This is a genomic window from Planktothrix sp. PCC 11201 (assembly GCF_900009135.1).
Lineage (GTDB): Bacteria > Cyanobacteriota > Cyanobacteriia > Cyanobacteriales > Microcoleaceae > Planktothrix.
Map to the genome: position 1 here is coordinate 56,986 of NZ_LT797699.1, position 12,390 is coordinate 69,375.

Genomic DNA, 12,390 nt, shown 5'->3' on the forward strand with positions numbered 1-12,390 from the left:
TAGAGCTTTCCTGGTGTCTATGGCTCAGTGGAACCACTCCGATCCATCTCGAACTCGGAAGTGAAACGCTGACACGGCGAAGATACTTGGCGGGTAGCCGCCTGGGAAAATAGCTCGGTGCCAGGTTAATATCAAACTAAAGCCTTCTTCCAGTGATAAATCGGGAGAAGGCTTTAGTATTTTAACCTCAGAAACCCGGTTTCTTTGACCCGCTTGATCCCCCAAACCCCATCAAAAAGCCAGATCGGATGATCAAAAAAAATCTTTTGAAAAAGGGGTTGACATTCCTAGAGAAATCAAGTAGATTAGTAAATTGTGAGGGAGAAACGAGCGAACCACAAGAACGCAAAGCCCTCAAAAACAGGAAAAGTTTATAGAGCTTTCCTGGTGTCTATGGCTCAGTGGAACCACTCCGATCCATCTCGAACTCGGAAGTGAAACGCTGACACGGCGAAGATACNTTTTGCTTCGGCTTCGATTTGTAGGAGAGAATTTTGGGGATAACGATCAGGATGCCATATCAATGCTAGATGTCGATAGGCTTGTCTAACTTCCTCTAAGCTTACCCCTGGTTTTAAGTCTAAGATTTTATAATATTTTTCAATCTCCACGTTTAAAATTTGTTGACCTGCTCTTATTTTTTAGCCCTCAGAATTATTGTAATCAAGAATAAACCCCTTACGGATTAAATTATCTAGGACAGATTTCTCCCCATTCTAAATTATTGACATAACATTCTTTCATTCCTTGTTCAACTTCCACTAATTTAATATCACTCAACCTTAATTCTGAATTTTCATAGCAAATGATCTGTGTAGGATATTTTGATGAATTTCCAGAGGGGGAAACGGTCGAATTTTCAATGGTTTTTAATGCCGGAATTAGTCCCGACATAACCACTAATGCTAAAGCCCAAGGTAAATCAATTGCCATGATCAAATCTCCCAAATAATAATGATATCAATAATTTCTTAAAGTTGTTTCTATTCCCTACCATTACTATACTAGGCAACAAGCAACAGAATACCCCCTAATCCATTCCTTCGTGTCCTTGTGGTAACATCTACAGTAATAGGATTTCGGTGAATCGGTTTCTGGCTTTATGTTCTAGCTCAGTTTGACCCTAGAAAAAAAATCTTTCGCAAAAGGGGTTGACATTCCTAGAGAAATAGAGTAGATTAGTAAATTGTGAGGGAAAAACGAGCGAACCACAGGAACGCAAAGCCCTCAAGAACAGGAAAAGTTTTATCGAGCTTTCCTGGTGTCTATGGCTCAGTGGAACCACTCCGATCCATCTCGAACTCGGAAGTGAAACGCTGACACGGCGAAGATACTTGGCGGGTAGCCGCCTGGGAAAATAGCTCGGTGCCAGGTTAATATCAAACTAAAGCCTTCTTCCAGTGATAAATAGGAAGAAGGCTTTAGTATTATAGAATATTTGGAAATCCTTAATGTATGATGAATGCGATATTACCTCCTAGGGTTATTTTAGATCCCCTATTACAACAATGGTTATTAGAAGATATTGGACGAGGCGATCGCACGACCGCAGGATTATTAATCGGAAATCAGGTCAAATCTGCCGATTGGATTGTTAAAGAAAAGGGTGTAATTGCTGGATTATCGATTGCGGAAAGAGTGTTTCAACTGTTGGATCATGAAATAGAATTTACTCCTTTAGTTAAAGAGGGAGAATGGTGTGAAAAAGGGACAAAAATTGCATTTTTACAGGGGAGTTTAGAAGCATTATTAACAGGGGAAAGAGTCGCGTTAAATTTAGCCATGCGACTGAGTGGAATTGCTACAGAGACGCGGAAATATGTAGAAGCGATCGCTGATTTACCCTGTCAATTAGTGGATACCCGTAAAACCACACCCGGATTAAGATTATTAGAAAAATATGCGGTGCAAGTCGGTGGGGCAAAAAATCATCGGATGGGATTAGATGATGCGATTATGATTAAAGATAATCATATTGCGGCGGCGGGGGGAATTGCAGAGGCGATCGCAAAAATTCGAGAAACCATGCCCTATCCTTTAACCATTGAAGTCGAAGCAGAAACCTTAGAACAGGTTAAAATAGCGTTAGAACATCAAGCGGATATTATTATGTTAGATAATATGTCCTTAGAGTTAATGGGAGAAGCTGTTAATATAATTCGTGAATATAACTCCCGAATTAAAATAGAAGCATCGGGAAATATTACCTTAGAAACTATTCGTTTTGTTGCAGAAACCGGGGTTGATTATATTTCAACCAGTGCCCCGATTACCCGTTCAAATTGGTTGGATTTAAGCATGAGAATCTAAACCAAAATTTAGGGGCGAGGTTGCCTCGCCCTAATATTTCACTTAGAAATAAAATGCACCCAAAAAGTACCATCAGGGATGCAAACTCGGCGGATCAATAGATAGGAATAATTCAAATAAGACCCACTCAAATCCGTGCGATAACCCGAGGAAAACCATTCTCCATAGGGGTCATGAACAATAAACCCATATTCGTCATAACCCACCACGGGCATAATATGACCAAAGGAGGTAAAATATCCGTGAATAACGGCGGGATTTCCAGCCGCAACCCAATCTTTGATATCATCAATGGTGGCATTTTCAGTAAAATAGTCCTGACAACCATAATCTCGGACAATTCGAGCTAAATCGTTAGGGTTATGGCGACTGTAGCCCTTATTGATAGCATATTCATAGAGTTCATCTTCAAACTGGCCGGAACTGGTTTTGCGACGAGCTTTAAAGTATTCCAAACACATGGCGATGGAAGTCACATTGCATGATCCCGTCGGATTAAACCAATTATCCAATTGAGATTTATAGGGAACATTGAGACGGAAACTCGGAGGAAGTGGTTTAGGATAAACCCGATTTCCATTTTCATAAATTTCAGCGTGTTCTCCCCAAATATATAAGACCGAATATCCCCCATAGGATTCGGTGCGTAAAGCGACTCGTAAATGCCCCCGGATGGGATCGTAGGCTAAAACACTAAATTCTTTATCGGCGGGAATTGTAAATTTCTCCGAGTCATTGAGTTGAGAAGAAGCAATGGGTTTAACTTTAAAAACTGTACTTTTAACGGTTTTTAGAATTGGGGTGGCTACGGGAATCTGTTCCCGTTTTGCTTCTATTAGCTTTTTCGCCGTCACTGCACCCAGATAACCCGCTTCACCACACTCCATCAACTTCTGAAATTGGTGTAATGCAGCTGTTGATTTGGGGCCAAAAATCCCGTCCACAGGCGGATCAAGCAGTCCTAAATCAATTAGTCGAGTCTGAATTTGACGGGAAAGTTCGTCGTCTTCAGAAATGCCTTTAGTATCATATCGAGTATTTTTACCGAGAAAATCTTGTAGTTTCATAGAGGCTAATTCTCACCAATGACTCAAAAAACATGGAGATCAAAGTTGTCAGGACAATTTTACCATTATTAGTCCCTGTGAAACTTCCCAACTCTGGGTTTTCTTTAATTCAAGGAACATAATTTTACCGATAACTCTTTAGCTGATAACTCTTTAACTGATAATTCTTTAACAGTTAACTCTTTAACTGTTAACTGTTAACTGATGACTGATGACTGATGACTGTTGGAGGAGGGTTTTAAAATTACAATTCCATAGGCGTTAGGAGACAAATACCGTTGTGCCGCCTGTTGAATGGTTTCTGAGCTCAAACCTTGAATGTGATCGGGGTAATGGAGACCCGCAGTTAAATCTCCCACCAAAGATTGATAGTATCCATACAACCCGGCGCGATCGCTAGGAGTTTCATTTCCAAAGATAAACCGATTTGCCACCTGCATTCTAACTTTGGCAATTTCATCTTCGGTAATTAATTCGCTTTGGATTTGACGAATATGATCGGTGACAATTCCTTCAACCAGAGCCAAATTCTCTACGGGTAAACGGGCTGAAATATAAAATACCCCCTGCCAACGCTGGGTCATATTACTCGCAGAAATCGACGAAACTAACCCCCGATTTTCCCGTAGGTCTTGGAATAGTCGTGCGGTTCTTCCTTGACCCAAAATATAGGCTAAAACATCTAAAGGATAGGTTTGAGACAGTTCTGCTAAACCGGGTACGCGCCACAACATCAGTAATCGGGCTTGTTCCAAGGTATCATCGACGATTTCTTGACGGACAATTTCCTGAAAACTCGCTTCAGGAGTCCAGGGTTGCAGTTCAGGGAGGGCAGAAGCCATCGAGGATGCCGGATAAACGGAGCTAACGGCATTTTCCACCGTTTGGATCAAATTTTCCACGGGTAAATTTCCCACCACTGCAACGGTCATGGAGCGCGGCTGATACCAGGTGCGATGGAAGTCCCGCATTTGTTGGGATTGTAACTGCTCAATGACTGATGCTGGCCCTAAAACTGGACGACGGTAGGGGAGTCGCTCAAAGGCGATTTCCATGGACTGACGGAAGGAACGCCGACCCGGGTTATCTTCAGCCCGACGAATTTCTTCTAAGACCACAAATCGTTCCCGTTCAAAGGCTTCATCCGCGACGCTGGCATTGAGTACCACATCAAACTGTAGGGGAGCTAAATCCGCAAAGTCTTGGGGAGCGGTGGTGATGTAATAATGGGTATAGTCCTGACTGGTTGCTGCATTGGTGACCGCACCGCGCTGTTCGATTTTTTGCTCAAATTCGCCGATTTGCAGATGGGGTGTGCCTTTAAAAACAATATGTTCTAAAAAGTGGGCCATACCGTTGATATCATCGGATTCAATGGCTGAACCAATATTAATCCAAACGTTGAGATTTACCGCATCAACGGCTAACTTTTCTGCCACAATGGTCAGGCCATTGGAGAGTTGATGAACAGTGGGATTGATCGGTCGAGGCAAAGATGGTTTAACGAGGATAGAAGTCATTGAGTTCAGTTATCAGTAAACAGTTATCAGTTATCAGTGGTTAGACGCACCTTAGCAAAGCGCAATCTCGTTAGGCTATTGGCGCATCCGTACCAGTTATTAGTTATTCGTTGATAGTTGATAGTTTTTACTGTATTGTAAGTTATTAGCTAAAAACTGACAACTCCTACACTGATAACTGTTTACTGATAACTGATTATGGCATTCTTTCGTCAATATATGGCCCCGTTGATTGTGGTCATCATGTTTTTATTCGCTCTGTTCGTTGTCAGTGCGCGAATTTTTCTCCCTGGAGATATGAGCGCCCCAGCACCCATTGGCACGGTTTTTGCTCCGACTAAATCGGCGACCTATTTCCTTAATCATATCCGTGTCTGAAGTTTTTATCCCCGGTTATCATTTGCGCCAGGGGTCACGTTTAGATCGGGCTTTATTACTCAAGTTTGCATATAGAACCTATAAGGAACAATTCCCCGATCAAGATTTAAGCCATCTCGCCCTAACTATTGAGCAGTATTTTTCGCCTCAAACTCCTTTGTGGTGGGTGGATAAATTTAACCCAGACCCTCGCCCACCCGAACCGATAGCTTGTTTATGGTTAGGTAGTGCGATTGATTTAGCCGACGGAGAACGCACCGCCCATGTTTTTTTATTGTATGTGGCACCAGAACACCGAAAACGGGGTATTGGTTCAGCTTTAATGGCTCATGCCCAACGGTGGGCCATAGGACGGGGCGATCGCAAAATTAGTCTACAAGTTTTCACGAATAACCAACCCGCTCTCAATCTCTATCAGAAATTGGGTTATCAACCTCAATCTTTGTTGATGCAGAAGATTCTATAGTTAAGGATATCGAGGGATTTCTAGGTTATAATTAGGGGTTCGTTTCTCTCGTGAATGTTAGAAATTGTTGGCATTATGATTATGCTAACACATACCAATGGAGGTTAACTATGAAATTTATTGTTGAACAAGACAAATTAAGTTCTAATTTATCTTGGGTATCTAGGGCGATTCCATCCCGTCCGAATCATCCAATTTTATCTAATATTTTAATTGATGCTGACGAAGAAAATCAACGGTTAAATTTAACTGCATTTGATTTAAGTTTGGGAATTCGGGCGAGTATGCAGGCGACGGTCACCGAGGGAGGAACCTTAACTGTCCCGGCTAAATTATTTAATGATATTGTCTCCCGTTTACCCGGGGGAGAAATTACCATTGATGATCAAGTTGGGGAAGCCATTGTTAATTTAACTTCGAGTTCAGGAGAGTATCAAATTCGAGGGATGGCGGCGGAAGAATATCCCGAATTACCTGCTATTGAAACGGGCGATTCTATTCATTTGGCGGCGGAATCTTTGATTTCGGGATTGAAGGGGACGTTATTTGCTACAAGTTCCGATGAAACTAAACAGGTTTTAACTGGAGTTCATTTAAAAGTTCAAAATAATACGATCGAATTTGCTTCAACGGACGGTCATCGATTAGCAGTTGTGCAAACGGAAAATTTAAGCGAAACCGATCCCGATGAGGAATTAGAGGAATTTGAGGTAACAGTTCCAGCCCGGGCTTTAAGGGAAGTTGAACGCATGGTGGCGATGCGAACTGTTGATACTCACGGCGGGTCTAAAGATGATTCTCCCGTGGTGATTACCTTGCGATTTGATGAGAGTCAAGTAATTTTTGAACTGGGGGAACAACGATTAAATACTCGTAAATTAGAAGGGGCTTATCCGGCTTATCAACAGTTGATTCCCCATCAATTTGTCAACCAAATTAATTTAGATCGGCGGGGATTTATCGGTGCGTTAGAACGGATTGCGGTTTTAGCTTCTCAGAAGAATGATATTGTTAAATGTAGCATTGATCATGTTAATCAACAAATTGCTTTATCCGTAGAAGCTGCCGATGTTGGTAATGCTTTGGAATCTCTCCCTGCTCAAATTTCTGGGGATGAACCCAAGGAATTGGCGTTTAATGTTAAATACTTATTAGAGGGTTTAAAAGTATTTAATACCTCGGAAGTTTCCCTGCAATTGAATGCTGCCACGACTCCAGTTATTGTTAATCCGTTAGGGGGGATTAAAATGACTTATTTAGTCATGCCTGTACAATTAAGGAATTAATCCCTAGAAACCGGGTTTCTTGGACAAACCCGGTTTCTGTATACTGATATAAAACATATTTAAACTCGCTATAGAGAGTAAAAAAAAACAAATTTTCAGATTAAATATAAAACTTTAATTCCATCATTCTCCTCTAAAATACTCCTGAAAATATTGACGATATAACTCACAACTGGGAATAACTGAATTTCCATCAATATGAACCAGTCCCATACTTTTTAATTTAAACGCTTTCACCTGTTCAATTTTAATAGGTTGATTTGTACTAATGACTTGTTGATAAGCTGTGACTAAATCTGGGTCTTGCTCCAGTAACCATAACTGTTCGTGGAGATGATCGGCATAAATTCCCGTATCACTGGTGGCTTTTTCTAGTAACTCTTGTAGGGAAAAATTATGGCGAACACTATGATCAAGTGCCACCCTTACTAAATAAGGAAATCCCCCCACAAATTCGGTGAATTGTTTTAACTCTTGAGCCGTTAATTGTAATCCATATCGTTGCGCTAAAGTTTCAACTTGATTGATATTAAAATGCAGTAAATCAACTCCCAAACCTACATTAAAGGGAGATTTATTGGTGTCTAAAGGAATGTAAATATCCGTTGAATAGACAATTACAAACCTTAATTTTTTCCAATTGCTAATATCTCGGGTTTCTTCATGCCAAGATCGTAATAGGGCTAGGACATCCCGGGCTAAGGAAGGATACTCAAATAACTGATTCACTTCATCAAGGGCTAAAATAATGGGTTCTTGAATTGATTCTAATAAATATCCCTGAAAATATAGGGAACTGCTGACTAATGTTCCTACATCTTCATCCCAAAAATCATCAATTTTGGATTCTAATTCTAACTGTTGAGTTACATTGGCACACAACCAACGGAGGAACTTGTCTGTAGACGAAAAAATCAAGCTACTGGCTAAATGGAGACTCAAGCGCACGGGATGATACCCTTGTTGTTGAGCATAATCTAAAATTCGAGCCATTAAGGAGGTTTTTCCCATCTTGCGAGGGGCTTTAATTCTCAGCAATGTGCCTTGATTTTGAATTTCTTGATAACAGATTGATTCGATCGGCGATCGCTCAATATAAAATATAGAATCAAGGGGAACTTGGCCATCGGGGGATTCTAAACTCTGATGTTCAGGAAAAATAATCTTGGGAATAATTTCAGGGATATTTTTATCGTCTAATTCTTTATCCAATAAACAGCGACAATTTGTTTTAGTGACCTTTTCACCTAGTATATCGGATAAAAGTTGCCACAGATGCGGGGCGACTCCATTTTTTAAATAACTGGGAGAATAACCATTTTCTTCGGCAATTTGATCATAGGTTTTTTTTGTTTCTAATAGGGCTTCTGTTAAAATCACTTTCTGAATATAACTCAGAGATTTTTTACCTTTAGCAGTAATTAGCATTTCAGTTAATCCCAAAATTTCTTCAACACTTTTGACCATTTTAACCCCAATATTTTTTATGTTAATAAATTATATAACTGAATCTGAGTATTTTATTTAATAAATTTAAAATACAGAGTTACTTTAATTAATATAGCAGTCGCCACATCTATTAGGACATTCTTGAAAGATAAAAGCTGCTCACAGTAAGTATTTACCTATAGCGAGATTGCCTATTCCCTATTGCTATATATAGCAATCCTCTGTGATCTTAATTTTGTCCTGATTCCCGATTCACTCACCGGAAACGACTAAAACCCTAGACAGTTTTTCCCAACACGAACAAGATGGCTGTGCCATTCTCTAATCTGTCTAATGCACCCTGGAACTTTAGGTTAGTCTTTGGAGTCGGGTTGTGTCAATAAGATAACTCGGAACTGGTCTAGTTGAAATAGTGTCACACTCTCCCATATTTGCCGGAGTAAATATCGGTAAAGTAAAAACATCGAGTTAAATTTTTAGCCATGAAATCCCATCTGACTTTAACAACTTCTGAATCTACTGCCAGTTTCGCTAACTCTTGTGATAGTTCTTTGAGTATTTCAGATTTACAAAAAATTATTAATAAGATTGAAACTTTCACTGGGGATGAATGGCTTTCTTTATGTCCTGATATCGATCAAGGGGAACTCTATCGGGAATGGTTTATCTGCTATGATCCTGAAGTCACTCAAACTTGGGAAGCCTACGATTATTTAACCGATGATTGGTTTGAATCCCAGGATTTATCCCAAGTTAAAGCAATTATTGATCGGATTGAAAATGCTAGAATCTATATCCCTATTGCCGCTTAATTTTTGCTGTTTCTTAACTGTAAAATTCTATGATAATTCCCCAGGGGCTAATTAGCCCCTATATTTTTGAGAACTAATTTCTATAGCAGGGAACAGGGGGGAAGACTTCTCCATCAGGTTTTCTGGATCAGTATGAGTCATAACCGCGGTGCCCGCGACTGCCATATTATGAATTAACGGCAACGGATTGCAATTTTTCTAAAGTAGGATAATCGGTATACCCTTTTTCTGTTCCTCCATAAAATGAAGATCGATCATAAGGATTTAATGGAGCATTTATCTCAAAACGTTTGGGTAAATCGGGATTAGAAATAAATAACCGCCCATAGGCAATTAAATCGGCATTTCCAGAAGTGATCGCTTGATTTCCGCTCTCTCGATTATGGGCTCCGGCGGAGATAATTGCCCCCTTAAAATAGTTACGGAAAAATCCAGCGTTTAATTCGGCTAAAGGAATTTCTGTTTGCTCCATTTGAGCCCAATTATTCAGGGCATCGGCATTTGATCGCGGTTCAACAATATGTAAATAAGCTAGATTCAATTGATTTAAAGCATTAGCTACATAACTAAAGGTTGCTACGGGATTAGAGTCGGATATACTATTAAATGAACCCGCCGGAGAGAGTCGCACCCCGACGCGATCGCTTCCCCAAATACTCACCACTGCTCTCGTCACTTCTAATAAAAATCGGCTTCTATTTTCCAGTGTGCCACCATACTGATCGGTGCGTTTGTTGGTACCATCTTGGAGAAACTGATCCAATAAATAGCCATTAGCACTATGAATTTCCACCCCATCAAATCCCGCCGCTAAAGCATTTTCTGCCGCTTGGCGATAGTCCTCTACAATTCCAGGAATTTCCTCGGTTTCTAAAGCTCGGGGGGTGACGAAGGGTTTTTCCCCTTCCAGGGTACTGGCTGTGCCTTCGGGGGCGATGGCTGAAGGGGCTACGGGTAAGGCTCCATCGGGTTGCAGTAAGGGATGGGAAATTCGGCCAACGTGCCACAGTTGCAGGAAAATCCGGCCTCCCTGTTGGTGAACGGCTTGGGTGACGAGTTTCCAGCCTTGGGTCTGTTCCGCCGAATGAATTCCTGGTGTGCCTGGGTAGCCTACTCCTTGAGGGGAAATTTGGGTGGCTTCGGAAATAATTAATCCCGCCGAGGCCCGTTGTCCATAATATTCAGCGTTGAGGGGGACGGGGACATTTCCGACTCCGGCGCGGTTGCGGGTTAGTGGGGCCATGACTAAGCGGTTGGGTAAGGTATAGCGACCCAATTGGAAGGAGGAAAATAGGTTAAATTGACTGTTCATTATGTTTTTTTGCCCCAGACTTGGTTTAGTAGTTAAACAACTGTTTAATTATCAAGATAAAACATTCCTGGAAAAAAGTCAAGCGGTTGTTTAACTATTTAAGTTTGGGCTCACAGGAGTTAGAATGGGGATAATACAGCATCCGTGTCAAGTGGTTGATACCGATGGAAATATAGCCCTACTTTAAACCCATGATGTCCGACTCCTGCGAAAATCTCGATACCTATTCACCTTTAACCGTAACCATCAGTGATACGGAAAAACGAGCTAAAATCTTTGCCGCTTTGGGTGATCCAACAAGATTGCGAATGATTCAGATGTTAGCACAACAAAAGGAAATGAGTGGATCTGAGGTGGCATCCCAGGCAGGAATTAGTTTAGCTTTGTTTTGTCACCATTCTAAAATTTTAGCAGAAGCGGGATTAATTCATATTAGAAAAGACGGACAAACCAAGTATAATTCGATTAATTGGAATGTCTTAGAGGAGTGTTTTCAAGGGTTAATGCAGTCGGAATCAAACAAGGAGTAATGCTGATCCCTATTCCCTATTATGATTTACTTCCTGGTAAAACGGTAAAGTCATTGTAAAATCGCTTCCCTCTCCCACCTCAGAACTACAGGTTAGGGTTCCCCTGTGTTTATCAACAATGATAGCATAGGTAATTGCTAATCCTAAACCCGTGCCTTGTCCCACAGGTTTTGTGGTAAAAAATTGGTCAAAACTACGACGGATTACTTCCCGTGACATCCCAATTCCATTGTCACCAATATTAATCGTTAATTGAGATTTATCGGTGTTAGGTTCAATTTTAATAGTGATTTTGGGGACAAATTTATCCTCTGTGATGGGCTGATTTTTTAACATTGCGACTTTACTCTCAATGGCATCAATAGCATTATTCAATAAGTGAATAAAAACCTGATTAATTTCACCAGCATAGCATTCAATAGTCGATAATTTATCGTAGTCTCGAATCACTTGAATTTCAGGACGATGAGAAGTAGGTTTGAAACGATGACTTAATAGCATTAATGTACTTTCAATTCCTTCTTTGAGGTCTACGGTTTTTAATTGTGCTTCATCCAGTCGAGAAAAAACCCGTAGAGATCGGACTAAATCTCGAATTCGATTTGCTCCTACTTCCATTGAGGATAAAAGGTGGGGAAGGTCATTTTTCAAAAATGCCAAATCAATTTCTTCAGACCATTGTTCAAGTTCAGGAATATTAGGGGGAAGATACTGTTCATAAAGTTTAATAGTTTTGAGTAAATCTCCCACATATTGTTGAGCATAAAAGATATTTCCGTAAATAAAATTAATCGGATTATTAATTTCATGGGCTACTCCCCCGACTAGTTGACCCAAAGAAGACATTTTTTCCGTTTGAATTAACTGAAGCTGCATTTTTCTTAATTGTAAATGCACATTAATTCGGGCTAATACTTCTTCCGGTTCGATGGGTTTAGTAATATAATCTACTCCTCCCACTTGTAACCCTTTTACTTTATTCACCAAGTCACTTAAAGCCGTCATAAAAATTACGGGAATATCCTTCGTTTTAGGATTATCCTTTAACTGACGACAGGTTTCAAACCCATCAATTCCCGGCATCATCACATCTAATAAAATTAAATCCGGTAAAGTTTCTTGCAGTTTTAGTAAAGCATTTTCCCCACTTTTGGCAATAGAAACTCTAAAGCCAGATTGATTCAAAATATCTAATAACAGCTTAACATTCGTCAAATTATCATCAACAATTAAAATAGAATGGGAATAGGAATTTTTCAT

General features: G+C 40.3%; 13 protein-coding genes and 2 rRNA genes. 8 read left to right on the forward strand and 7 right to left on the reverse strand.

Annotated features, from left to right (window positions below; translation table 11 throughout):
• The first annotated feature begins 9 nt into the window (after window positions 1-9).
• Window positions 10-126: ribosomal RNA gene (gene rrf, locus PL11201_RS08915) — 5S ribosomal RNA — on the forward strand.
• Between the two features lie 272 nt (window positions 127-398).
• Here the strand turns inward: rrf (PL11201_RS08915) and PL11201_RS08920 are convergent.
• Together PL11201_RS08920 and PL11201_RS08925 are read right to left on the reverse strand one after the other, a co-directional pair.
• The gene (locus PL11201_RS08920; RefSeq protein ID WP_079678245.1) at window positions 399-611 is read right to left on the reverse strand and encodes a J domain-containing protein; all 213 of its coding nucleotides are present in this window, start codon (window positions 609-611) and stop codon (window positions 399-401) included.
• A 79-nt stretch (window positions 612-690) separates the two neighbouring features.
• Window positions 691-933: a hypothetical protein gene (locus tag PL11201_RS08925; RefSeq protein ID WP_079678246.1), complete on the reverse strand. Its 243-nt coding sequence runs from the start codon at window positions 931-933 to the stop codon at window positions 691-693.
• A 324-nt stretch (window positions 934-1,257) separates the two neighbouring features.
• On the opposite strand from PL11201_RS08925, the gene rrf (PL11201_RS08930) reads away from it, so the two are divergent.
• Window positions 1,258-1,374, forward strand: a 5S ribosomal RNA gene (gene rrf, locus PL11201_RS08930).
• An 84-nt stretch (window positions 1,375-1,458) separates the two neighbouring features.
• A complete protein-coding gene (gene nadC / locus PL11201_RS08935; protein WP_200816739.1) occupies window positions 1,459-2,310 on the forward strand; it encodes a carboxylating nicotinate-nucleotide diphosphorylase in 852 nt (283 codons plus the stop codon).
• Window positions 2,311-2,348: 38 nt separating this feature from the next.
• Here the strand turns inward: nadC and PL11201_RS08940 are convergent, their stop codons facing one another.
• Both PL11201_RS08940 and PL11201_RS08945 read right to left on the reverse strand, forming a co-directional pair.
• On the reverse strand, window positions 2,349-3,377 hold the full coding sequence (locus tag PL11201_RS08940) for a C39 family peptidase (RefSeq protein ID WP_079678248.1): 1,029 nt from the start codon (window positions 3,375-3,377) through the stop codon (window positions 2,349-2,351).
• 197 nt (window positions 3,378-3,574) lie between these two features.
• Window positions 3,575-4,897, reverse strand: a complete 1,323-nt coding sequence (locus PL11201_RS08945) for a M16 family metallopeptidase (RefSeq protein ID WP_079678249.1) — start codon at window positions 4,895-4,897, stop codon at window positions 3,575-3,577.
• A 198-nt stretch (window positions 4,898-5,095) separates the two neighbouring features.
• Between PL11201_RS08945 and PL11201_RS08950 the strand changes: the two genes are divergently transcribed.
• The 3 genes from PL11201_RS08950 (at window position 5,096) to dnaN (ending at window position 7,027) form a co-directional block, all read left to right on the forward strand.
• Window positions 5,096-5,275 (forward strand): hypothetical protein, encoded by a 180-nt coding sequence (locus PL11201_RS08950; RefSeq protein WP_079678250.1) that lies wholly within the window; start codon window positions 5,096-5,098, stop codon window positions 5,273-5,275.
• On the forward strand, window positions 5,268-5,741 hold the full coding sequence (locus tag PL11201_RS08955; protein WP_079678251.1) for a GNAT family N-acetyltransferase: 474 nt from the start codon (window positions 5,268-5,270) through the stop codon (window positions 5,739-5,741). Before PL11201_RS08950 ends, PL11201_RS08955 begins: the two co-directional genes overlap by 8 nt.
• A 110-nt stretch (window positions 5,742-5,851) precedes the next feature.
• On the forward strand, window positions 5,852-7,027 hold the full coding sequence (dnaN, locus tag PL11201_RS08960) for a DNA polymerase III subunit beta (protein WP_079678252.1): 1,176 nt from the start codon (window positions 5,852-5,854) through the stop codon (window positions 7,025-7,027).
• A gap of 123 nt (window positions 7,028-7,150) precedes the next feature.
• On the opposite strand, the gene PL11201_RS08965 is transcribed toward dnaN, so the two are convergent.
• Window positions 7,151-8,494, reverse strand: coding sequence for an AAA-like domain-containing protein (locus PL11201_RS08965; protein WP_079678253.1), 1,344 nt, complete (start codon window positions 8,492-8,494; stop codon window positions 7,151-7,153).
• 464 nt (window positions 8,495-8,958) lie between these two features.
• Here PL11201_RS08965 and PL11201_RS08970 point away from each other — a divergent pair, with 464 nt between their 5' ends.
• Window positions 8,959-9,288 carry a hypothetical protein gene (locus PL11201_RS08970; RefSeq protein ID WP_144017706.1) on the forward strand — a complete coding sequence of 110 codons (330 nt, stop codon included), beginning with the start codon at window positions 8,959-8,961 and terminating at the stop codon, window positions 9,286-9,288.
• A gap of 166 nt (window positions 9,289-9,454) precedes the next feature.
• On the opposite strand, the gene PL11201_RS08975 is transcribed toward PL11201_RS08970, so the two are convergent.
• On the reverse strand, window positions 9,455-10,600 hold the full coding sequence (locus PL11201_RS08975) for an alkene reductase (protein WP_079678254.1): 1,146 nt from the start codon (window positions 10,598-10,600) through the stop codon (window positions 9,455-9,457).
• 191 nt (window positions 10,601-10,791) lie between these two features.
• Between PL11201_RS08975 and PL11201_RS08980 the strand changes: the two genes are divergently transcribed.
• Entirely contained in the window at window positions 10,792-11,130 is a 339-nt protein-coding gene (locus PL11201_RS08980) for an ArsR/SmtB family transcription factor (RefSeq protein ID WP_234996650.1), read from the forward strand.
• Window positions 11,131-11,139: 9 nt separating this feature from the next.
• On the opposite strand, the gene PL11201_RS08985 is transcribed toward PL11201_RS08980, so the two are convergent.
• On the reverse strand, window positions 11,140-12,390 hold the full coding sequence (locus tag PL11201_RS08985; RefSeq protein WP_079678256.1) for a sensor histidine kinase: 1,251 nt from the start codon (window positions 12,388-12,390) through the stop codon (window positions 11,140-11,142).